The sequence below is a fragment of the Copranaerobaculum intestinale genome (assembly GCF_009831105.1).
GTDB classification, from domain to species: Bacteria; Bacillota_I; Bacilli_A; order Erysipelotrichales; family Erysipelotrichaceae; genus Copranaerobaculum; species Copranaerobaculum intestinale.
This window is the reverse complement of sequence record NZ_WUUQ01000001.1, coordinates 791,739-813,645: the sequence shown is the minus strand read 5'-3', so window position 1 is coordinate 813,645 and position 21,907 is coordinate 791,739. Positions and strand designations below refer to the sequence as shown.

The 21,907-nt window shown below is 43.0% G+C and carries 21 protein-coding genes and 2 tRNA genes; 5 read left to right on the top strand and 18 right to left on the bottom strand.

Annotation, left to right across the window (positions count from 1 at the left end; genetic code table 11):
- Positions 1-35: 35 nt before the first annotated feature.
- Both GSF08_RS04010 and ald read right to left on the bottom strand, forming a co-directional pair.
- Positions 36-287, bottom strand: a complete 252-nt coding sequence (locus GSF08_RS04010) for a TfoX/Sxy family protein (RefSeq protein WP_160624522.1) — start codon at positions 285-287, stop codon at positions 36-38.
- The gene (gene ald / locus GSF08_RS04005; RefSeq protein ID WP_160624521.1) at positions 287-1,393 is read right to left on the bottom strand and encodes an alanine dehydrogenase; all 1,107 of its coding nucleotides are present in this window, start codon (positions 1,391-1,393) and stop codon (positions 287-289) included. The genes GSF08_RS04010 and ald overlap by 1 nt, the downstream gene beginning before the upstream one ends.
- A 330-nt stretch (positions 1,394-1,723) precedes the next feature.
- On the opposite strand from ald, the gene GSF08_RS04000 reads away from it, so the two are divergent.
- Positions 1,724-1,799, top strand: a tRNA-Ala gene (locus GSF08_RS04000).
- Between the two features lie 221 nt (positions 1,800-2,020).
- Complete coding sequence (locus GSF08_RS03995; protein ID WP_160624520.1) at positions 2,021-3,349, top strand: MFS transporter; 1,329 nt, start codon at positions 2,021-2,023, stop codon at positions 3,347-3,349.
- Between the two features lie 200 nt (positions 3,350-3,549).
- Here the strand turns inward: GSF08_RS03995 and GSF08_RS03990 are convergent, their stop codons facing one another.
- The gene (locus tag GSF08_RS03990; RefSeq protein WP_160624519.1) at positions 3,550-4,572 is read right to left on the bottom strand and encodes an ABC transporter ATP-binding protein; all 1,023 of its coding nucleotides are present in this window, start codon (positions 4,570-4,572) and stop codon (positions 3,550-3,552) included.
- A 110-nt stretch (positions 4,573-4,682) separates the two neighbouring features.
- On the opposite strand from GSF08_RS03990, the gene GSF08_RS03985 reads away from it, so the two are divergent.
- Positions 4,683-5,201: a hypothetical protein gene (locus tag GSF08_RS03985; RefSeq protein WP_160624518.1), complete on the top strand. Its 519-nt coding sequence runs from the start codon at positions 4,683-4,685 to the stop codon at positions 5,199-5,201.
- Positions 5,202-5,224: 23 nt separating this feature from the next.
- Positions 5,225-5,725 (top strand): flavin reductase family protein, encoded by a 501-nt coding sequence (locus GSF08_RS03980; protein ID WP_249805857.1) that lies wholly within the window; start codon positions 5,225-5,227, stop codon positions 5,723-5,725.
- 21 nt (positions 5,726-5,746) lie between these two features.
- Here the strand turns inward: GSF08_RS03980 and GSF08_RS03975 are convergent, their stop codons facing one another.
- The 6 genes from GSF08_RS03975 to GSF08_RS03950 form a co-directional block, all read right to left on the bottom strand.
- Positions 5,747-6,541: a hypothetical protein gene (locus GSF08_RS03975; RefSeq protein ID WP_160624516.1), complete on the bottom strand. Its 795-nt coding sequence runs from the start codon at positions 6,539-6,541 to the stop codon at positions 5,747-5,749.
- A gap of 54 nt (positions 6,542-6,595) precedes the next feature.
- Positions 6,596-7,258 carry a CpXC domain-containing protein gene (locus GSF08_RS03970; RefSeq protein ID WP_160624515.1) on the bottom strand — a complete coding sequence of 221 codons (663 nt, stop codon included), beginning with the start codon at positions 7,256-7,258 and terminating at the stop codon, positions 6,596-6,598.
- A gap of 179 nt (positions 7,259-7,437) precedes the next feature.
- The gene (locus tag GSF08_RS03965) at positions 7,438-9,219 is read right to left on the bottom strand and encodes an aminopeptidase P family protein (RefSeq protein ID WP_160624514.1); all 1,782 of its coding nucleotides are present in this window, start codon (positions 9,217-9,219) and stop codon (positions 7,438-7,440) included.
- A gap of 115 nt (positions 9,220-9,334) precedes the next feature.
- Positions 9,335-11,557: a bifunctional diguanylate cyclase/phosphodiesterase gene (locus tag GSF08_RS03960; protein ID WP_160624513.1), complete on the bottom strand. Its 2,223-nt coding sequence runs from the start codon at positions 11,555-11,557 to the stop codon at positions 9,335-9,337.
- Complete coding sequence (locus GSF08_RS03955) at positions 11,547-12,845, bottom strand: ABC transporter substrate-binding protein (RefSeq protein WP_249805855.1); 1,299 nt, start codon at positions 12,843-12,845, stop codon at positions 11,547-11,549. The genes GSF08_RS03960 and GSF08_RS03955 overlap by 11 nt, the downstream gene beginning before the upstream one ends.
- Positions 12,846-13,131: 286 nt before the next feature.
- Positions 13,132-13,207: transfer RNA gene (locus tag GSF08_RS03950), tRNA-Gln, on the bottom strand.
- 178 nt (positions 13,208-13,385) lie between these two features.
- On the opposite strand from GSF08_RS03950, the gene gltX reads away from it, so the two are divergent.
- Entirely contained in the window at positions 13,386-14,846 is a 1,461-nt protein-coding gene (gene gltX, locus GSF08_RS03945; protein ID WP_160624512.1) for a glutamate--tRNA ligase, read from the top strand.
- A 58-nt stretch (positions 14,847-14,904) separates the two neighbouring features.
- On the opposite strand, the gene GSF08_RS03940 is transcribed toward gltX, so the two are convergent.
- The 9 genes from GSF08_RS03940 to bilS form a co-directional block, all read right to left on the bottom strand.
- On the bottom strand, positions 14,905-15,105 hold the full coding sequence (locus GSF08_RS03940) for a cold-shock protein (protein WP_160624511.1): 201 nt from the start codon (positions 15,103-15,105) through the stop codon (positions 14,905-14,907).
- Positions 15,106-15,305: 200 nt separating this feature from the next.
- Positions 15,306-15,974: a copper homeostasis protein CutC gene (locus tag GSF08_RS03935; protein ID WP_160624510.1), complete on the bottom strand. Its 669-nt coding sequence runs from the start codon at positions 15,972-15,974 to the stop codon at positions 15,306-15,308.
- 81 nt (positions 15,975-16,055) lie between these two features.
- Positions 16,056-16,460 carry a tetratricopeptide repeat protein gene (locus GSF08_RS03930; protein WP_160624509.1) on the bottom strand — a complete coding sequence of 135 codons (405 nt, stop codon included), beginning with the start codon at positions 16,458-16,460 and terminating at the stop codon, positions 16,056-16,058.
- A gap of 89 nt (positions 16,461-16,549) precedes the next feature.
- On the bottom strand, positions 16,550-17,245 hold the full coding sequence (locus GSF08_RS03925) for a response regulator transcription factor (protein WP_160624508.1): 696 nt from the start codon (positions 17,243-17,245) through the stop codon (positions 16,550-16,552).
- Positions 17,235-18,737 carry a DUF4118 domain-containing protein gene (locus tag GSF08_RS03920; protein WP_160624507.1) on the bottom strand — a complete coding sequence of 501 codons (1,503 nt, stop codon included), beginning with the start codon at positions 18,735-18,737 and terminating at the stop codon, positions 17,235-17,237. Before GSF08_RS03920 ends, GSF08_RS03925 begins: the two co-directional genes overlap by 11 nt.
- 76 nt (positions 18,738-18,813) lie before the next feature.
- Positions 18,814-19,431 (bottom strand): hypothetical protein, encoded by a 618-nt coding sequence (locus GSF08_RS03915; RefSeq protein WP_160624506.1) that lies wholly within the window; start codon positions 19,429-19,431, stop codon positions 18,814-18,816.
- Positions 19,421-20,170, bottom strand: a complete 750-nt coding sequence (locus tag GSF08_RS03910; protein WP_249805853.1) for an ion transporter — start codon at positions 20,168-20,170, stop codon at positions 19,421-19,423. Before GSF08_RS03910 ends, GSF08_RS03915 begins: the two co-directional genes overlap by 11 nt.
- Before the next feature lie 5 nt (positions 20,171-20,175).
- Positions 20,176-21,261: a ligand-gated ion channel gene (locus GSF08_RS03905; protein WP_160624505.1), complete on the bottom strand. Its 1,086-nt coding sequence runs from the start codon at positions 21,259-21,261 to the stop codon at positions 20,176-20,178.
- Positions 21,262-21,400: 139 nt separating this feature from the next.
- On the bottom strand, positions 21,401-21,904 hold the full coding sequence (gene bilS, locus GSF08_RS03900; RefSeq protein WP_160624504.1) for a flavodoxin family protein BilS: 504 nt from the start codon (positions 21,902-21,904) through the stop codon (positions 21,401-21,403).
- Positions 21,905-21,907 lie beyond the last annotated feature (3 nt).

The following is a 21,907-nucleotide window of genomic DNA, read 5'->3' as shown; positions in this document are numbered from 1 at the left end:
CAATGATTACCGGTTGGTCTCATTGCCTTGATTTCTTACAGAGATTTGAAAAACGCTTTTAAATCCGCTTTATCAGAAGCAGACAGCTGAGAATCCTTAATTCCCTGAAGTGCTCCTTCCAAAGCATAAAGCACACGGATACATACTGTATCATCCATCGTTCTAATTTTCAGAAAAGCTTCCTTCGATCCGAGTTCTCTTAACGTCTTTTCATCATAGATACCGGCCGCATACAATTTTTCTTCAATGTAGCTGCCGATATTCATTAAATTGTGAAGTTCGCTCATCAGATCAGCCGCAGCGGGTCCTTATATTCCCCGTTTAACGCATCCGCAACGGCTTTGCATGTATAAAAACCGCGATACGTATTCAATCCGGCCAAAAAGCCAGGATCCTGTTTTAAGGCCTCCAGTCCTTTATCAGCAAGCTTTTGAATATAAGGTAGCGTGGCATTGCTTAATGCGATCGTGCTGGTACGCGGAACCGCTCCCGGCATATTCGCTACTGAATAATGCAGCACTCCGTACCGTTCAAAGATCGGATCATCATGCGTGGTGACATGATCGCTGGTTTCAATACATCCGCCCTGATCGATCGCTACATCAACGATTGCACTTCCCGGCTTCATGGACTGCACCATGTCTTTGGTGACAATCTTCGGTGCTTTGCCGCCTGGAATCAATACCGCACCGATTACCAAATCAGCACTCTTCAAAGCCTGACGCAAATTATACTCATTATTGAAAATGGTATGAATGGTACCTTTGCTGATATCATCAATATACGCCATGCGCTGTGCATTGATATCAAAAACCTGTACGTTAGCGCCTAATCCGCTGGCAATCTTCGCGGCATTCAGCCCAACCATGCCGCCGCCGATTATCACAACATCCGCAGGCATTACACCGGGAACTCCGCCTAATAGAATACCTCCGCCGCCGTTGGCTTTCTGCAGCATCCAGGCCCCGATCTGCACTGCCATTCGTCCGGCTACTTCACTCATCGGCGTAAGCAGCGGCAATGTATTTTGCTGGGTGACTGTTTCATATGCTATTGCGGTTGTTTTCGATTGAATCAGCGCCTTGGCAAACGGCTCGTTATTCGCGATATGCAGATATGTGAAAACCATTTGATCTTCACGCAAATACACATATTCACGCTCTAAATACTCCTTTACTTTTACGATCAGCTGCGCTTTCGCAAAGACTTCCTTTCCGCTAGTGAGCGCCGCTCCTGCTTCCTGATACTCTTTATCCGAAAACCCGCTTCCAGCGCCCGCCATGGTTTCTACCAGCACCGTATGTCCGCTACGCGTCAGCGCCAGTGTACCGGCAGGTGTTAAAGCTACACGATTTTCATTATTTTTTATTTCCTTAGGAATCCCAATAATCATGTTATTCACTCCTTTTCTATTTATTATACGCTACCGGCGGACAGTTTACAACGCGCATATCTTTATCTGTTTTATCGGCAACGATGAGCCTTTTTTAATATCCTATGATCATCAAAAATGCAAGTAAGGATGTTCGTGCAGTATCCCGCAATCACGCAAGCTTAGTCAGCGTACATAAAAAAGTCCAAATCCCCCTAGATTATGAAATAATCTCTATGACTCCCCCCAAAGAAATCATAAGAAAGATTCACATATGGGGATTGACGAAAATCTTTATGAGTGGTATATTTAATAGGCATTCGATAGTTTCCTATCGAATTTCACATACATGGGGTTTTAGCTCAGTTGGGAGAGCGCCTGCTTTGCACGCAGGAGGTCATCGGTTCGATCCCGATAAGCTCCACCATTTATCTATCAGGAACTGCTCAGCAGTTCTTTTTTTATTGTCAGGTTTTGATTTCAATGTCATAATAAATATATTTGAGGAGGAATTCTTTATTATGTTATGCATTGCTTATACTCCATGCAAAGTCTAGATTTGGACGATCCATGCATGGAGAAATTCTTATTCGTCCGATAGACTTTGCGATTTCATTGTTTAAACAAACATTAAAGGAGTAAAGTCTTATGAAAAACTATAAAATAATGTATCACGATCTTCACGCCTTTCTGCTGTTGTGGAGTACTCAGTCATTATCTCAGCTCGGCAGTTCTATGACAAATTTTGCCCTGGTGATATGGCTGTATCAGAAAACCGGATCAGCGATGAGCACAGCACTTCTGACGGTTTGTTCCTATGCGCCATATGTCTTATGCAGTATTTTTGCCGGAGCGTTAAGTGACCGTTGGAATAAGCGCGTTACGATGCTGATCAGTGACAGTTTTGCGGCAGTATGTACCATTCTCATCTTTATCCTGCTGAAAAGCGGTCATTTAGAAATTTGGCATCTGTATATCCTAAATACCTGCAACGGACTTATGGATACCATACAAGGTCCGGCTTCAGATGTGGCAATCAGCATTCTCACACCGAAAGCATATTATCAGAAAGTCAGCGGTATGCGGTCTTTCTCCAACTCACTGATTACCGTGCTGACACCAATGCTTGCCACCGCTCTGTTCACACTGTTAGGCATGGACGCGGTAATTGCATTCGATCTGTTTACCTTCCTGCTCGCCTTTTTGACCCTTTATTACTTTATTATGATACCGGATGTATCAAAGGATCATCAGGAAACCGCAGAGGGAATTTTACAGGCGAGCAAAGCCGGACTGCAGTATTTAAAAAAGCATCGCGGCATCCTTGATTTAATGTTATTTCTGGCTTCGATCAATTTGATCGCATCCATTTATGATGCAGTGCTGCCCGCCATGGTGCTCTCGAAAATACATGGGAATGCGGCCGCATTAGGCATTATCAATATGTGTGCCGGTTTCGCTGCTTTAATCGGCAGTATTCTGATATCGCTGCTTCCGTCTCCCAAAAGCCGGGTACGCGTGATCTGCAATGCTCTGCTAGTATCCATGAGCACTGAAAATTTCTTTTTGGCATTTGGCAAAAGCGTACCGATATGGTGCGTGGGCGCGGTTTTAGGTTGGTTATTCGTACCGATCATGAACGCGAATATGGATGTGCTGTTTCGTACGAGAATCCCGATTACGATTCAAGGACGAGTTTACGCAATCCGCAATTCCCTGCAATTTTTCACCATACCGATCGGTTATCTGACCGGTGGATTCTTGGTCGATCATGTAGTCGAACCATTGATGAAATCTCTCCCTACTGATCATTTTCTGCACCAGCTGTTTGGCCTTGGCAAGGGCAGCGGCGCTGCCTTCTTATTCTTTATGATCGGAATCGGAGGTGTATGCGTTTGTTTGCTTTTCCGAAAAGATAAATATATTTGGCGATTAGAAAGCAATGATGAACACATTATTTCATCATCAAATCAGTAACATGAGCGCAGATATACCTCAATAAATATAGAAAAGCGGCGAGATAAACTATCGCCGTTTTTTGAATACTGACATATTTTCATTATGAATATAAGCAATTTCTATTACAAAAATACTGTTGATGATACAGACTAAGCTAATACATCCTTATCGTGATTCAAAAGCAGAAACATTGTTTATGAGGGAATGAAAAAGCCGTTTTATCGATAAAGCCGGTTCCCGTTCTGATCAAAACACATGATGTGACTTTGCTGAAAACCAAAGGTTATTTCTTCACCCCTTTGAAAACGTTCCGTTTCGCCATGAAGAACAATCGTACGTCCTTGCGATTCCACATGAAGCATTGCCCCGCTGCCCAGTTCTTCTACCAGCCGGATCGTCCCTTTCATAAAAATATCACATGCTTCAGACCCATGATTGACATGGATATGCTCACTGCGAACAGCTCCTAAGATTGGCCCATCACCCTCTAAAATAAAGCTTTTATCGATCATGCGTCCGCCGAATATATTCAGTCGGTACTTATCCATAAATGTCGCTGCAAATAAAGTTTCAGGATTCTTATACAACTCCTGCGGTGTTCCGGTCTGCACGATCCTTCCTTCCTTCATGAGTATCATTCTATCTCCAAGCGTCATCGCCTCTTTCTGATCGTGTGTCACATATAAAAAGGTCGCATCACTTTTTTGATAGAGATCAGCAAGCATTAATCGCAAATCGCTTTTCAGCTGTTCATCGAGTGACTGAAGCGGCTCATCCATCAAAAAAATACGCGGCTTGCGAATCAATGCCCGTGCGATTGATACCCGCTGCTTTTGTCCTCCCGACAATGCATAGGCACGCTTATCCAGTAATTTTTGAATATGCAGTTTCTCACTGATTACATGCAGTGCTTTTTGAAGCTCTTCACCATTTGGATCCAAACCGTATAATATGTTCTCACGTACTTTTAGATGATCAAACAGCGCCGCATCCTGGAATACCATCGCCACTCTGCGGCGATCAGCCGATACCTGTTTCATATTTCTGCCATCCATAAAGACCTCACCGCCGGTTGGTTCAAGCAGTCCGGCAATGATCTGGAGCAGCGTACTCTTTCCACACCCACTAGGTCCTGCGATCACTAAAAATTCACGATGATCACTTTGCATCTGGATATCGTGCAGTACTCCTTTGAAACCGGGATACTGCATTTCAATATGTCTTAATTCCAATCTGCTCATAATCTACCTCATTTAGAAATATTATAATATGGATTCATAAAAACGCAAAGTAGTTCACTCTGTTTCCGCACATCTATGTTATACTTTTCTTAACAAAAAAAGGAGATTTTATGGAAATGGAAGTTTGTTTTGAGAACACTTGGAGTGAGGAAGATAAACAGTATTTCATCAAGCACTACCTGCCGAAGAATCGCTGGATCGACTGGATCCTGTTAATCATCGCTATTCTGTTTTTCATCACCATACTGTTTGACATAACTAAAATGCACAAGAAATTCACTGATTTCATGATTACCTGGATCGTAGTAGTTCTGCTGATCGCAAATTTCCTTTTATCGAAAACAATCACCAAGCGCCTTTTAGAAATGAAAATTCGCAAGCACGCTTCCGTCATTCTCAAAGCTGAAGGACTATTTGTTGATGGGAACTGTTATCCTGTTGATCAGGCGGTTATCAGTAATCAATTCCTGTTTTTTCGCATCAGGCGGAAAGTGCTGATGCTGCATATCAGTGAGGCAGAAATCGCTGATGTTCTCAAAATGGTAAAAGAAGTCCATTCATTTTCGATCATCCAGACATCAAAAACCTTCACAATTACGAAATTTGCCCTGCGAAAAGGCGTATACTGAAAGAAGAAAGGAAGATGAACAACATGTTTGAAGAATTAAAAATCGAAGATTTTCAAGAAAATATCTTTACCCTGCTGAATAACGACTGGACCTTGATCACGGCTGGAGATGATAAACAGGCAAATACCATGACTGCCAGTTGGGGAGGTATGGGTATTCTTTGGAATAAGGCCGTCGCAACAATCTACGTAAGACCACAACGCTACACCTATCAATTTCTGGAGAAACAGGATACTTTTTCACTTACCTTTTTCACTCCTGACAAGCATGAGATACTTGCCTATTGCGGTTCTCACAGCGGAAAGGATGAGGATAAGATCGCAAAATGCGGTCTGACGCTTCAATATGATGAGAACACCCCTTATTTTAACCAAGCTAGACTGGTGCTGATTTGTAAAAAGCTCTATTGGCAGGATATGGATCCAAATCACTTTCTGAGCGATGATATTTTAAAAAATTATCCAAAGCACGATTATCACCGCATGTATATCGGTGAAATCACAAAGGTTCTCGTAAAAAAATAGCACACTCGCATGAGTGTGTTTTTATATGGACTTCACAAAGCCGGAAAAATCTTTCCAGCCGCGCAGTGCTTTCCCGTAGATTGCCAGAAAATGAGCAGCTAAAGAAGAATCATAATCATTGGTATACGGCAGCGGTTCTTTGCATAACAGCTGATAAATGCTTCCGTCAACCTCTCTGGCTGCTTTCAGCCAGTGCCTTGCCTCCTCGAACTCCATATCCTTATAGGCATACAGAACTTTGGTATAGCAGGTAAAGGCATCGTGCTCATCCAGCTCCTGAAGCAAGCGGTATCCGCTTTCCTTATCTTCCAGAACCAAATAAATGCTCAGCAAATAATGACTCACTTTAAAAATATCACCGGGATTCAGCCGTTTGATTGTTTCCAGATGCGGCCGCGCCTTTCTCATGAATCCGGCATCAAATAAAGCAACCGCATAAGCCGTTTTACTGCGAAAGAATAGGTGTGTTTCTTTATTCAAATAGTAGTCCTGCATATCCTTGGTGAAATAATCCTGTCCCAGACGAATGGCTGCCAGCTGTGATGCCTGTAAAAGTGCATGCAGCCGCTCATCAAGCTGTGTGGAATAAAGACCGACAGCTAACTGCGCTTCGACACAATGAGGACATTGATCCACTACCGAGCGGGCTATCTCGTAACGGTGCGTACAGCTGCGAACTCGTTTGATTCCTTCCAGTTTCGTAAGAGCAGCCTGATATTCATCCACCGTATCAAATTCCAATTCCTGCTGTTCAGCCAGAAAATGATCCAGCGATAACTGATACGTCATCTCCAGATTTTTGGGAAATTGGCTCACATGACATCCCTCCAGTAAACACGTTTTTAATTATAACTTTTTTATCCGGCCGGCTCAATCATTTTTGATAAGATTTACCCTTTTCATAACATTTGTAATGGTTACTTCCTGAAGCACTGTATCGTCTATGATACTCGATGTGCGTTGCCGGGCAGCTTCATAATATTTCAAGGATACCGCGCGATAATCAATCTGTTGATGATCGTTCATCACCTCAAACCACAATAGTTTATTCGGCTCGTCAAAGTCATGATAACTGATAGATAAGAGCCGGCATCCCCGGCTTTTAAACTGGGCTAATAAACGGGCTTTCAAATCAGACATCGGCACATCATGAAAGTGATCTTCAAAGATACGGATTGTTTCTCGCAGTTGAAGCGGTGTACGTACCAGCCGTTGAATCGGCTCAACGGTTTCCACGACTATTTCTTTTTCATTTCCCTGCCGCTTTAAAATAAGCAAAAGATGACGGGCATGGTCATGATACACACAGTCATGAATACATTCTATCGCGGTTCGGCAAACCGGACAGCGGTACTGAAAAAAACTCCCGTCCAGAATTGCCTCACGGTGCTTCTGATGAAATTCGGGTATGATAAATTGTTCACTTTTGACATATGCCTCATGACCGCAATTCGGACAGGAAACCGGTACAAGTATCGTTTTCATCGTTTTATTATACCAGAAAAATAATAGTTTACGACATTTCTTAAGCATTCTTTTACAGCCTGCAAAAGCGAACCTATTTCAATTTAGATGTGACTGGTTCAATCACATTGTCTGTACTTACTGACAGACTCATATTCTGAGCAGATAGTCCTAATCGACTAAGCAGCCTTTAAGCGATATTTTGATCGCAAAAACAGCTGCTATAAAAAACACCCCTGCGGGTGTTTTTAGATTGCTCTTGTATACTCTTTCAGCCACGCCTGAATATCCTCATCAAGATATGGAGCGAGAGTATCATAGACATGTTTATGATAATCATTGAGCCATTTCTTTTCATCAGCATTCAGCTGACCTGCATCGATCGCATCCAAATCAATCGGGGCAACTGTTATTGTCTGAAAATACATGAACTGACCATATTCATTGGCTTCGCCCTTGCGGGTGATCAGCTCATTCTCAATACGGATACCGTGACTTCCCTCTACGTAAATACCCGGTTCATCCGTAGTGATCATTCCTTCTTCCAGAACACAGCTGTCATTGCGCTCCGGTACGATCTTCCAGCGGAAACCATTCGGTGATTCATGCACGTTCAGCACATGACCAACACCGTGTCCGGTTCCGCAGCGGTAATCAATGTTTAGATCCCAGATCGGGCCGCGTGCCAAGATATCCAGATTCACACCGCGGCAGCCATACAGAAAACGCGCCTTCGCGAGATTGATCATACTGCGCAGCACTGCTGTGAAATGAGTTTTCAGCTCATTACTGAGCGGTCCCAATGCCATCGTACGCGTGATATCGGTAGTCCCTTGGAAATACTGTCCGCCGCTGTCCACTAACAGCATTCCTTCCGGCTTCAGCATCGCATTGCTTTCTTCATTCGCACTGTAATGCATCATTGCCGCATGTTCCTTATAAGCAGAGATCGTGTTGAAGCTCAGATCTAAGAAACCTTCCTGTTGTCTGCGGCAGGCTTCCAGATAGTCGCTGGCACTGATTTCACTGATTTCCATATGATTGATATTCGTTTTCAGCCAGTACATGAATTTTGTAAAAGCAACACCGTCTTTAATATGTGCATCGATCGTATTATTCAATTCAGTTTCATTTTTGACAGCCTTCATCAGCTGCGTAGGATTGGCGCAGTCCAGAATCTGATCTGGGTTCAAATTTTGATAAATAGCATAATTCACACTGGCGCCATCCAGCATAATTTTGCCGGAGACTGATTTCACATCTTCATAAATAGCTGAATAATCACATATTTTCACTCCCATATCCGCAAACTGGGAACGGATGTCCGCATTCAGCTTATTGCCGTCTAAATATAGCTTGGCGCTGTCAGCGGTGATCAGAGCATATGCGAGCACGACCGGATAACACTCGATATCACTGCCGCGCAGATTAAACAGCCAAGCAATATCATCCAAGCTTGTGATGATATGCGCATCACATCCGCGGTCATTCATAATTTTGCGAACATCTGCGAGTTTTTCGGATGCAGCTTTGCCTGTATACGCAGAATCTAACAGGAACGCCGGTCCATCCGGCAGCCCCGGACGATCATTCCAAATCATATCGACTAAGTCCTCATCCGCATGAATTGTGATTCCGTGCTTGCCTAGGGTCTCTTTTAATTGATTGCCCAAACGGCTGTTCATGACCCTTCCGTCAAAGCCCAACACACCGTTGTCCGGAATTTGATTCAGTAAATACTGAACCATGGTTGGAGTATCCGGTTCGCCCATTTTCATCAGCGTAATTCCGCTGCCTTCCAGCTGTGCCGCTGCCTGTATGAAATAACGGCCATCCGTCCATAATGCCGCATCCTCTAGAGCGATGATCAAGGTACCGGAAGAACCGGTAAAACCGGACATATACGTACGGGCCTTGAAATGATCGCCAACATATTCTGTTTCATGAAAATCCGATGTAGGAACCATATACGCATGAATTCCTTTTTCTTTCATAAGTGAACGAAATTTTACAAGTCTTTCTTGAATCATGAATCTACCTCCTTTATTCAATGCTTCTATTTTACTCCATGTTGAAAAAAATTGATACTCACATCCTTGCTTTCTCCGTAAAAAAACCAGAAATGAATGATTCTCACTTCTGGTCTTATTCATTTGGATCCAATTCCTTATAAAATTCTTGTTTATCTATTGGCCGTGCATATAGGAAGCCTTGTACCATATCACATTCTGTATCCTTAATCATTGCGAGCTGTGCTTCATTTTCAATTCCCTCAGCCACAACCTTCATAGACAACTGCTTGGCCATCATGATCATATTGCGTAATACAATCTGATTACGCTCCATATGATCATTTTGATCGAAGAATACTTTATCCATTTTAACAACATCGACCGGAAGATCCTTTAAGGTATTCAAGGAAGAATAACCGGATCCGAAATCATCAATCGAACATGAGAATCCGTTATCTGCCAGCTTCTTCATGATCGGCAGAACCTCCTGCACATTTCGAATCAAAATATTTTCGGTCAATTCCAGCTCCAGAATGCCATCCGGTATCTGATATTTCTCTTTGATCGCGATATAGGTATCCGCGAAGTTATCCCAATAAAGGTGCGCTCGCGAAACATTCACGGAAATCGGTACGATGGGAAGCTGTCTTTGTATTCGATCCTGAATATCCTGACAGACCTTTTCAAACACATACTCATCCAGCCTGCGGATAAAGCCGTTTCGCTCAAACAGAGGTATAAATTCTCCCGGTCCAACAAAGACTCCGTTTCTCAGCCATCTGACCAGTGCTTCCCCGCCGACGATATGCTTACCGTCCAGTGTGAACTTCGGCTGAATCAGATACAGAAATTCCCCCTTCTGTAAAGCCCGGTTCATATCTTTCTCCAATTCGGCATCCTTTATGAGCGTACTGCGCAGCTGATGATTATAAAAACGGCAATTTTTCTCCGAGCGTTCATCTACACTCTTTTGAGCCATGCGTGCCCAATCGATCATACTGCTGATTTCAATTCCGGACGTTTGACCGGTATCCTTCTGCATACAAATACCGATCCGCGTATTGATGGAGCGATTTTCATCAAGGCCTTTCGCTGCCAGATCTTGGATGCGGGAAGCAAGCTCTAATATTTCATCCTTGGATTCACAGCATCCCATGAGAATAAAATCATCCCCAGATATACGGCAGGTGATATCTTCCGGCTGTGAAACCTGTCTCAGCATATCCGCCATAAACTTTAAGACTCGATCACCATAATCATAGCCTTCCATATCATTCAAAAGCTTAAAACCGATAATGTCGATGTATAAAACAAAGGCATCCTTAGAACTGCGGAGGATACGATCGCCCTCCATGAGGAATTTTTCATAACGGTAAAGCTTTGTGAGATTATCATAAAAGGCCAGGTCTTCCACTTCCTGATGATGCTTTTTATTACTGCGATAGAAAACGTAACCAACCATTGCCAGACACAGCATAATCAATACACACAAGCCAATCGCATTATAAATAATAGTATTTGCCTGACTCATTACGATATCACTTGGAATAATGGAGATCAGATACCAGCCATCGACGGATTCCATCGGTACATAACAATAGATGTACTCTTTATCCTGGTAGTGAAACTGGACAGAACCGGAAGACCGATACTTTAATTTTGATTGAAAAATGTTGATCTTCTCTTCATCATTTCCCTCTAAATCAATGATATCAAACAAATTTTGAAAAGTACGGTTACTATTGCGGTGCAAAGAACGAATCAGGACATCACCCCGGTCATTTACAATATAGGAAAAGCCGGTATTATCAAAAAAGGAAAGAGCGAAGCTATCCACAACTGTCTGCACGGTGCGGGATTTCAGGGCGATCGCCTGAGCGCCATCCGCAAAGGTAAATCGCTCATACACCGATATTGTTTTAACCCCGGTGAATGAGTCATAATACGGTTCCTGTATGCCGCTGTCACTCATGGATAAATATTGAAGCCGCTGTTCTTCGGACAATGTATACACACCGTCTGACTGATCTGAGTACGTATTGCTGTTCATCAGATTACTGCAGTAAAAAGACGTAACATCTTCATCGAACAGTTCAATGATTTTTTTAATATGATCCGTATCGTTTGATTTCAGCCGGCTGATCTCATTGACAAATAAAGAAAGCGTATCATAGTCTTTCTCAATATACGTATCCAAAGCATGACGTCCCTGGGTAGTGACCTCCAAAATATCAGTAACGGTTTTCTTCCATAACTGAGTCTGAACATTCCTGATAAAATAGAAAGAAGTTATCACAATACATAAAGCGGAAACAATCGAAACAACCGCCATGATCAATCTGAATTTAGTTCGCATGACCGTTGTCCTCCCGGAGCTGCTTCAGCTGCTCACGCAGCTGACTAGTCACCTCAGCACTGTTAGCTCCCTTTAACAGCATTTCTACACAAGTCCGCGTCAAATTCCAAATCGGATAGTCCAGATTATCATCGGATCCCAGAACACTCCTGCCGTTTTCCATATAAGGGCTCATAGGCGAAATAGCCGGATCCTCGGAATTCCGTTTCTCTTCCAGCGGACTGAACGAGCTTAAACTGTTGACAAATTCCCACATAACATCCTTTTGAGTCAGATATTCTACAAACTGTTTTGCCTCTTCTACATGCGTACTATCCGTATTTACCGCAACGCGGGTATCAATATTCATGACCATGACACTGCCATCGGCCAAAATTGGATAAGGATGAATTGAAAAACTGAACTTCAAATTCAGATCGCGAAGCCGGGGAGCTGCCCATGCCCCTGTCAGCATAAAAGGATTTTCACCTTTGGCAAAATCAACCAGATCATCTTTGGTCTTTTCAGTCTTCAGCGTTTGTTCCACATTGACGTAACCGCGTTTCAGCATGGTTTCTACCAAATCAAAACCGGGCTGCAGCGTGTCCGCAAGATCTGCTTCACCGCGATTAAACTGTTCCATCTGCTTTGCGATATCTTTTTGCTGATAAACGGAATACATTCCCCTGCCGATCGCAATCGTCTTTAAGGATATATCATTATTGGCAATGATCGGTGTAATTCCCTTTTTCACGAAGAAATCACAAACCTTCATAAACTCCTCTAAGTTGTTCGGAATGCGCTGCTTATATTTTTTCAGCAGATCTTCATTGCAGTAGAGACCAAAAGCAGAAATGGTCGTCGGCACATAATTCACCTTCCCATTTACAAGCATCTGACTCTTAACCAGATCACTGAAATTATCAAGGGTAGAAAGATCTGAAAGATCAGCCAGCTTTCCGTTTTTCGCCAATTCCAAAACCGATGCTTGGTCAACCATAAAGATATCGTCAGCATGGCCGGTTTTTATCCGTTTTTCCAAAATATCATAATAGTCGATCCCCTTGATTCCCTCATACATGATATTCGTATCCGTGTGCTTTTCCATATAGCCGTGTAATGCCTTCTCAATGGCCTGCACATTCAGTGCTTCATATTTAAACCCGAAAAAAGTGAGTCTCTTTTCGGCTGTTTGATCCTGCGTGTTTTCCGGTTCATAAAATGATGATGTCCAAGCGCTGCAGCCGCTGACGATCAATAGCGCAGCTGCTGTCAAGCAGATCATCCATGTATTCTTTCCTATCCTCATATCGTGCTCCTTTTACCGCCAGCTCTATCATTCATGATTTATATATCTTATTGATTTTTGGAAATCACAATATTTTTATAATTACAAAAAGGCATGAAATCGTTTTCTATATATCAAATTGTATCATATCTATTCTTTGAATACAATGTATATAAAGCCTTATATAAAGCGGTAAAACAGCCTTTCAGAGGCTTGTGAAAAAAGGAAAGCTCACCCTCCTGGGGCGTTAGTACAAGAATTTGAAAAGATAAAAAAAGCCGCATTTTCTGCGACTTTATTTTACTTATGGCTGGGGTACTTGGATTCGAACCAAGGAAATGCCAGATTCAGAGTCTGGTGCCTTACCGCTTGGCTATACCCCAATGTCGATAACACACATAATTTTAATTGGTATACATGCATTTGTCAACAAGAAAAATACCTTTTTTTCGGTTTTATGAAATTTTTCCAAATGAGAAATCCGCTTTCTTTTTCAGTGGTTTTGTTGAATATCGCTTTTTATTATTATATAATATGAAATTGGACGAAAGGATGACCTATATGAAAAAAGTAAGAGTACGTTATGCGCCTAGTCCAACGGGCTTTCTGCACATTGGAAACGCGAGAACGGCAATGTTTAATTATTTATTCGCAAAACACTATCAAGGAGATTTTGTATTACGTATCGAAGATACGGATATTGAGAGAAATGTGGATGGCGGGGAGCAATCCCAACTGGAATATTTGAGCTGGCTCGGTATCGAACCCGATGAATCCGCACAGAAACCGGGAGACTGCGGTCCTTATCGTCAGATGGAACGTCTTGATATCTATAAGCGCATCGTTGATGAAATGCTGGAAAAGGGATTGGCTTATAAATGTTTCTGTACGCCGGAAGAATTGGCCGAGGTCAAGGAAGCCCAGGAAGCTGCTGGTCTGGCACCGATGTATAACCGCCATTGCGCAAATCTGAGCAATGAGGAAATTGCTGCGAAGGAAGCGGCCGGACTGCCGTATGTAATCCGCGTAAAGGTACCAGAGGGCAAGACATATACATTCGATGATATGATCCGCGGCACAATATCTTTTGAATCCAAGGATATCGGAGATTGGGTGATTGTAAAAAGCAATGGCATCCCAACATATAATTTCGCAGTTGTCATCGATGATCACATGATGAATATCAGCCACGTATTCCGCGGTGAAGAGCACATTTCCAATACGCCGAAGCAGCTGATGATTTATGACATGCTGGGTTGGGAAGCTCCGACCTTTGCGCATATGACGCTGATCGTTAATGAAAATCACAAAAAATTATCAAAGCGTGATCATTCTATCATGCAGTACATATCCCAGTATAAAGAAAACGGGTATCTCCCGGAGGCAATGTTCAACTTCATGGCCCTGCTGGGCTGGTCTCCTGAGGGAGAAGAGGAAATCTTCAGCAAGGAACAGCTGATTGAAATGTTCGATGAGCACCGCTTGTCCAAATCACCATCGGTATTTGATGTTGAAAAACTAAAATGGGTTAACGCAACGTATATCCGCAATATGTCGCTGGATGATTTCCATGCCCACGCGTTGCCTTATTATTCAGATGCAATACACAGCAATGTCAATTTAAAAGAGGTAAGCCGGGTGATTCAGCCACGGGTCAATACATTCGGGGAAATCAAAGAAGCCGTTGATTTCATCGATGAGCTGCCGGAATATAACTGTGAGCTATACATCCATAAGAAAATGAAAACTACCCCGGAAATAGCTTTGAAGGCCTTAGAGCTGACATTGCCGGTCATGGATACGATTGAAGACTGGAACAATGAAGAAGAAATTCATACGAAGCTGTTAGGAATTGCCAAAGCGCAGGAAATGAAGAATGGTCAAATTTTATGGCCGATCCGCACCGCTTTATCGGGAAAAGCATTTACTCCGGGAGGTGCGATAGAATTATCCTATCTGCTGGGCAAGGAAGAAAGCATCCGCCGTGTGAAAATAGGTATTGAAAAATTAAAAGCAGAATAAAGAAGCAACGAAAAAGACTGCTGTGTGACAGTCTTTTTTAGTTATCTGCAAATTGTAATTAGGCGCGAGTTACGTTAGCTGCCTGTGGGCCACGATCACTTTCAGTGATTTCGAAGCTTACAGTTTCGCCTTCTTCTAAAGATTTGTAACCTGAACCCTGGATTGCTGAGTAATGTACGAATACATCTTTACCATCTTCTGTAGTAATAAATCCAAATCCTTTTTCTGCATTAAACCATTTTACTTTACCTGTGTTCATTAATAGGTACCTCCATTATGTGCATTCCCAGCTTCGTAAAAAAATTTTCACATTGCATAGAAAACTGTTTAACACAATTTTCGCTATGTGAAAATTCTGATACAGCTTAAATACATGTTAAGAATATCACCCTAAACTTGGAAAGTCAAGCAATTCAATGAAATATGTATAGCTGACAATTTTTTCCTATCGGCGGCTGATTATTTCAGCTTAACCAACTGTTTTAAAGCTGCTTCACTAATCGGATTTCCCCATTTCCCATCGATGTGAGTACCGCTGCCGAAATGGATTTCCGCCGGATGATTTTCTTTCACAAAGGCATCGACATTCTTTAAATTCAAACCGGCTCCGGCCATCACAATCATTTTACCTGCCATCCGCTGCTGGATCATCCGATAAGTAGAAGCTCCGGTGATGACACTTTGCTCATGCCCCGAGGTAAGCATCCGATCGATCGGCAAAGTCTCAACTGCCAGCAATGCCTCTTCCAAATCAGCAGTGCGGTCAAAGCTGCGGTTTAAAGTCATCTGTAAATGTCCCTTATTCGCAATCACCTGCTGTATATAATTCAAATTAAGAGTATCCCCTTTAAGCGCTCCAAATACAATTCCGTTCGCTTTGCTGGCACGGATGTAGGAAAGATCCTCCAGCATAATTTTCATATCATTGTCGCTGAACTGATAATCTCCGCGCGTTTTCAGCATAACGTTAACCGGAATCCGCACCTGCTCACATACCTGATTGATCATCGCATGCGATGGTGTAAGTCCTCCCTCGCTGACCGCCGTCACCAGTTCGATGCGATCGGCGCCCAGCCGCTCCAGCTCCAGTGCTTCATCAAGCGTAGATGCAATTACTTCTATTAACATTGTCAAATCCTCCCTTTTCTCTATATATAGTATAAACCTTACCTCTCCGCATACCTAGAAAAAAACACCAATTTGGTGTTTTTAGTGCGAACAGCCCAGCATCGCACATTTTACAATGTGTCCGACACCGTGTTCATCATATTGGATTTCCATATGTTTCTTTGGTTTGGAAGAAATACAGTCCTGAGCATTAAAAGCAATCTTCCAAGACTTTTCTAAGCCGGCCAGCCGTTCCATATTATGACGAGCCGGCATATAGGTATTGTCCAGCGCCCAGGCTACCCGATAGTGCTTCATTGCGCATACCCGATCACCCTGCAGCTCCATAATAATGCCGTATAAATTGTGCGGAGCCGCACAGTCAGGATACAGCATCATAAGCTCCCGCACCCTTGTCTCACTTTCCTGATAATTTCCTACTCGGATCATTTCACGAATTTCTTCACTGCTGTCATCCAGCTTCTGCATTTTAAATTCCTGTTTCATACCAGCATCTCCTTTGACAATCCTATCTTAACAAATAAGCTGTGAGAAGGGTGTGAGAGAACCGATTTCCGTGTGAGAATCCTGTGAGATTATTCATCAGCCATCCGATAACCAACTCCGATTTCGGTGAAAATATAAGACGGATCAGCAGGACTGGTTTCAATTTTCCGCCGCAATCCCGCCATCAAAGCACGCAGCGCCTGCGTATCCGTTCCATAGCTGCTGCCCCAGATTGTTTTCAACAGCATCTGGGTTGTCAAAACCTTACCGGCATTTTGAGAAAGCAGCACCAGCATACTGTATTCCATCGGTGTGACATGTATAGCCTGACCGTTAAGAGATACGATCCGTTTCACATAGTCGATCTTCAAACCGCGAACTTCAAAGCTCATTTTTTTGGTACCGGTATCCTGCTTCCGATGACGAAGCGCCGCTCGGATTCTTGCCATCAGCTCCATTGCGGAAAAGGGTTTTGTGATATAATCATCCGCCCCGCCATCTAAAGCAGCCGCCTTTTCTTTATCCTGATCGCGCGCTGATACAACAATGATCGGCAGTTGGGACCATTCACGGACATGCCGGATCATGTCCATTCCATCCATATCCGGCAGACCCAGATCTAACAGCATGAGATCGATTGGCTCACTGATCAGCATGCTCAACGCTTGTTTCCCGCACGCAGCGCATTCACATGGAAAATCTTCATTATGCAGGCAATACATCATAAAGTTACGAATCTGCGGATCATCCTCAACTACCAATATTCTTACTTTTTCATATTCCATCAGAAACCTCCATCGGAAGAGTAAAGCCAAAAATCGCACCCTTTCCTTCTTTTTTATTTTCTGCCCAGATACTCCCGCCATGTGCCTCAACGATTGATTTACATATTGTTAAACCTAGCCCGACCCCCTTAACCGCATCCGGATGCTGATATTCCTTTGTATAAAACATATCAAATAAGCGTGATCGATCCGCATCACGGATGCCGTCACCATGATCTGCCACAGTAAAACAAATATTCGGTTTTTTTACTTCAGCATGTAATTCTATGCTTCCTTGGGGTGCGTATTTTAAGGCATTATCCAAAAGATTGATCAATACCTGACGAATCAATCTAGCATCCATAGGCACCATCACCACGGCACTGGGAATGAATACTTGGATCGGACAGGCTTCTGTCCGCTGCCGAAGTGCTTCTACAGCACCGGCCACTACTTCCTCAACTGCCTCAAGCTCCTTGTGCATTTCCAGTTTTCCCTCTTGAATACGAGTAAGACTCAAAATATTTTCTACTAAAGTGTGTAGCCACTGGGAGCTGTTATAGATTCCCTGGGCCAAATCAAAGCGCTCATCCTTTTGATCACTCATATCCATGACCATTTCCGCCGTTCCCATAATCCCGGTCAGCGGCGTTCTCAAATCGTGAGAAATCGCCCTGAGCAGATTGCTTCGATAGCGCTCCTGTTCTACTTGTTCCTGTGTTTCCAAGCGTTTTTGAGTAGATTGAATACGATCTATGGCTAACGCTATACTCTCGCTCATGGAGTGAATAAGACTTGCTTCTTCCTCATTAAAATGCTTAGCGCGAATGTAGGGTATCCGCAAAATTCCAAGCAACGTATCCTGTCCTTGGATCGGCCATTCATAAAATTCTTCCCCCCGCACAAAGGTATGTGCCAACTGATCTTTGCAGCGGTTCAGCATTTGCCGCTCCCGCGCCGTCAAACTGCGATATACCAGATGATCACCGTCCAACTGCTGTACATATTCCTCCTCCCAGCAATCATCTTCATGTATCAGTAAACAAGCAGTGCTGCAGCCTAAAATCTGACTGATAACGGAAACAGCCGAAGCCGCAATTTCATGCATATCATGCGCTTGGCTGACCTGATTATTAAGACTGTATAGAGAGCGAGCCTGTGCCTCCTGTAACCGTGCCTGCTCTTCATTTCGCTTCGCCAGTGAAGTGATCGCGCTGGTGATCAGTGAAGTGATGGTCATAAATATCAGAGTAATTATATAATTGGGATTATCAACCGCAAATGTATAATACGGACTGGTGAAAAAGTAATTAAAGGCAAAGGCTGCGGCGAGGGAAGCGATCAGCCCGATCCAATAGCCGTCAGTAAAACGCGCTGTCAAAAGCACCGCCAGGATGTATAATACCACAATGTTAGCATCCTGAAAGCCAGCTGCCTTAAATATATATCCCAGCAGTGATGCCCCTGCTATTAATATCACGGCGAATAGTCCTGAAATTACTGATTTTTTCATGTTCATCCCCTCTTTATCCCCCATTATAGCATTGAAGCGAATCGGCGCGTGTTAAGATGATATTAAAAAGCTGCCCTTATGGCAGCTCCTCTCGCTTATGGAAATATGGATTTTTCCAAGACACAATTTGTTCGATTTGCTCATTTTTCAGTAATTTAGGAGTTAAGCGGAAAAGAATTGGTAATAAAACTCCCATCACCACACTATCACTGAATTTTAATACCGCAATTCCAAATAAACAGGAAAGCCAATTTGGCAGACCGGCGGTCAGCGCCAAATCATAGAAGTGATGCTCCCATGCACTGTCCGGTACGCCAGCCGTACGCCACAGCGTCAGTATGGTCGAAAGCAATGAGCTCACTGCCAAATAGCAAAGCAATGACAAAAACAGTCTTGTCCATGCGACTTTTCCCTGCTTTCGCATTAGAATACCGATGCTGAGCGCCGCACTGGCACTGACTGCATAATAGACGATCGAGCTGCTGTTATAAACAAATGCAGCCTGATAGAAATTGGTCGCGAAAGCGACCAGCAGTCCGGCAGAAGGCTCAAGTATCAAAGCTGCATATGCGGTTCCGATATTATCAATCCACGCCGGCAGATGAAAGATGTGCGCTATCTGGTACAGGCCTAGATTCAAAGCAACTCCGATCAGCATCACGATCGCATATCGCTTAACCATGCTATTTCTCATGAGATTCACGCTCCTGACGTTCTTTCAGATGCTGCTCCTCCCGACGGGCAATATCACGATGTACTTCATCCAAGAAGCCGCCGGTCACAATACCGGCTGGCATCGCAATCACAGCTACCCCGAACAGCGAAGAAATCATACTGATGAACTTTCCGACATCCGTATGCGGATATACATCACCATAACCAACCGTCGTCAATGCCGTTGTCGCCCAGTATAATGCATCAAAGAAATTATCGAAGGTAGACTTCGGCTCATAAACGAACATGATCAAAGCTGAAACCAGGATATAGAATACCGCGATCAGCAATACCGACAACAAGGTCTTACGTTCATTTTTAAAGACATTGACAACCTGCTGAAAGCTTCGTGAATAATGAATGATCTTGGTTAACCGCAGCAAACGCAGGATCATGAAGCTCTTAGGAAGCAGACCGATGGATGGCAGAATGGATAAAATATCCATGATTGCATAGGGGGTAAAAGGATACAGGATAAATGCCCATGGAGAATGCTTCTTCACTCGATAATCATGCGTCATCCACCGCAAAACATAATCCAAAAATAATAAATAGACAGTTACTGTTTCCAGGGTACTCAAATAAGGATTCATCTCACGAAACATCAGCGGTACGATACTGACAAATGCGATACCCATGATGTACCAATCATATATTTTACTGAGTTTATCGTGCTCCTGAGCCTTTTCAATCAGGACATAAATATGTTTTCTCATCATGTTACCTATTGAAACATATAAGCAGCAAGCGGCATCAGCACGTTACCTAGAATAATAAAGAATAAGATTACATAGAACAGGCGACGGCCGTAATAGCTGGCAAACGGTGTATCATTATCCTTCGTGCGGATGCGGTTGGTATTGATAACCACAAGTGCTACCGATAAAATAATCATAATACCAAAGAAGTTCACATATTCTAAAAGACCCAGATCCATGGCATCCGGAAGCAGATTCGCTCCAACCATAATATTGGTAACCGTACCAAACAGTGCTGCGGGAATCATGCCAAGCGGATCGACATGATGATAGCTGCAGATAAACAGAGCGATCATGACCCAAGTAACCGTGCCCACCAAAGCAATAAAGCATTTCACATAAAGTCCCCAATTAGCACGGTTAATTTCAATCGCCGTCATGTATTCGGACATCGTAATATCGCCGTCAATGGTCGGATCACCAGTGCCTTTCAAGGTTACACCGGTAACGCTGGAACCGAATCTGGTCAGGTCATAACCAGTGATGCTGAGGTTAGGATTACTGCCGCTCTCGGCAATATCGCCGATGAACGAAACTCGCTCAACCGGATAATTGGACATGACATACATTCGCAGCTGATGAGATTCCAAAGGAAACCGTTTGGTCCAGAAATTTTTCGTAACCGTTACATCTACCCTTACCTTTTGGTAATGAATTTGATCGTCATGATATTCCTTAATTACTTCCATTTTATTCACAGTACCCTTATAAATCTGAAAATGATTTTTCATGTCCAGCTCTGGATCTCCCTCCCACTTGAACCATATATTGTAGGAAGCGCGGAAATTGGAGCCTTTGATGTTAATTTCCTTCAAATTTTCAATATATGTACCGACATGCACTTTCGTAGCGTTTCGGCCTTTTTCCAATACAACCTTTTCAATGCTTTTCGGTGTTTCCAAATACTCGGTCCAGTAATCATTTTCCGCACAGCGATCCCGGTACAGCGTAGTTATGGCATATCCGATATACATGACCGCAATCACGATAATCAGCCAGAGTGAAACTAGAAATTTACGTTTCTGCTTCTTGTTTAACTCCTTAAATCTCATACATATCCCTCTTTCATTTATAATAAAACATTCTTATAACACTTCCTTCATATTTTACTATACTTATAAATAAAAATCTATTATGGATTTTGCGTTCATAATGCCAATACGATATAAATAAAAAGCAGCCTTCGCTGCTTTAGGGTTCGATTGTCTGTAAAATCTCTCGTAAATGATTCAAATCTGTTTCATCCGGATGGGTGGAAGCCAAATCAAAATTGTCTATCATATCCCTCATTTTCTGATTTTGGGGATCATCCTCCAAAGCCTTTTGGTAACGCTCCCGAATCCCCTGAGGCATTCTTCCCTGACACATAAATGTACCGATAATCGTATTGTCTTTGGAAATCCATGCTTCCACATTTTTTAAAATGCGGTCAAAATAATCAGAAGATCCGCCAAATCCGGCAGTTCCGAACAAGAATATCTGCTTTTGGTGAAGCTGCTTCAAATACTCCTGTAAATCGTTTGAACAAGTTCCTTTATCTGTCCAGAATCCAATGGCTATGCGACTTGCAAGATTCTGTGAAGCTTTTGGTTCTCCAAAGTATATACAATCTGCTGATCCCCAGATCTTTCTTAATTCTTCAGCCAGCAGCAATGTATTACCCGTCGCGCTTTTATAGACAATTTCATAACTCATAGA

Excerpts from the sequence above, each read along its gene's own strand:
- GSF08_RS04010 (WP_160624522.1), bottom strand. The coding sequence starts at position 287 with ATGAGCGAACTTCACAATTTAATGAATATCGGCAGCTACATTGAAGAA.
- ald (WP_160624521.1), bottom strand. The coding sequence starts at position 1,393 with ATGATTATTGGGATTCCTAAGGAAATAAAAAATAATGAAAATCGTGTA.
- GSF08_RS03995 (WP_160624520.1), top strand. The coding sequence starts at position 2,021 with ATGAAAAACTATAAAATAATGTATCACGATCTTCACGCCTTTCTGCTG.
- GSF08_RS03990 (WP_160624519.1), bottom strand. The coding sequence starts at position 4,572 with ATGAGCAGATTGGAATTAAGACATATTGAAATGCAGTATCCCGGTTTC.
- GSF08_RS03985 (WP_160624518.1), top strand. The coding sequence starts at position 4,683 with ATGGAAATGGAAGTTTGTTTTGAGAACACTTGGAGTGAGGAAGATAAA.
- GSF08_RS03980 (WP_249805857.1), top strand. The coding sequence starts at position 5,225 with ATGTTTGAAGAATTAAAAATCGAAGATTTTCAAGAAAATATCTTTACC.
- GSF08_RS03970 (WP_160624515.1), bottom strand. The coding sequence starts at position 7,258 with ATGCTTAAGAAATGTCGTAAACTATTATTTTTCTGGTATAATAAAACG.
- GSF08_RS03965 (WP_160624514.1), bottom strand. The coding sequence starts at position 9,219 with ATGATTCAAGAAAGACTTGTAAAATTTCGTTCACTTATGAAAGAAAAA.
- GSF08_RS03960 (WP_160624513.1), bottom strand. The coding sequence starts at position 11,557 with ATGCGAACTAAATTCAGATTGATCATGGCGGTTGTTTCGATTGTTTCC.
- GSF08_RS03955 (WP_249805855.1), bottom strand. The coding sequence starts at position 12,845 with ATGAGGATAGGAAAGAATACATGGATGATCTGCTTGACAGCAGCTGCG.
- gltX (WP_160624512.1), top strand. The coding sequence starts at position 13,386 with ATGAAAAAAGTAAGAGTACGTTATGCGCCTAGTCCAACGGGCTTTCTG.
- GSF08_RS03940 (WP_160624511.1), bottom strand. The coding sequence starts at position 15,105 with ATGAACACAGGTAAAGTAAAATGGTTTAATGCAGAAAAAGGATTTGGA.
- GSF08_RS03935 (WP_160624510.1), bottom strand. The coding sequence starts at position 15,974 with ATGTTAATAGAAGTAATTGCATCTACGCTTGATGAAGCACTGGAGCTG.
- GSF08_RS03930 (WP_160624509.1), bottom strand. The coding sequence starts at position 16,460 with ATGAAACAGGAATTTAAAATGCAGAAGCTGGATGACAGCAGTGAAGAA.
- GSF08_RS03925 (WP_160624508.1), bottom strand. The coding sequence starts at position 17,245 with ATGGAATATGAAAAAGTAAGAATATTGGTAGTTGAGGATGATCCGCAG.
- GSF08_RS03920 (WP_160624507.1), bottom strand. The coding sequence starts at position 18,737 with ATGAAAAAATCAGTAATTTCAGGACTATTCGCCGTGATATTAATAGCA.
- GSF08_RS03915 (WP_160624506.1), bottom strand. The coding sequence starts at position 19,431 with ATGAGAAATAGCATGGTTAAGCGATATGCGATCGTGATGCTGATCGGA.
- GSF08_RS03910 (WP_249805853.1), bottom strand. The coding sequence starts at position 20,170 with ATGATGAGAAAACATATTTATGTCCTGATTGAAAAGGCTCAGGAGCAC.
- GSF08_RS03905 (WP_160624505.1), bottom strand. The coding sequence starts at position 21,261 with ATGAGATTTAAGGAGTTAAACAAGAAGCAGAAACGTAAATTTCTAGTT.
- bilS (WP_160624504.1), bottom strand. The coding sequence starts at position 21,904 with ATGAGTTATGAAATTGTCTATAAAAGCGCGACGGGTAATACATTGCTG.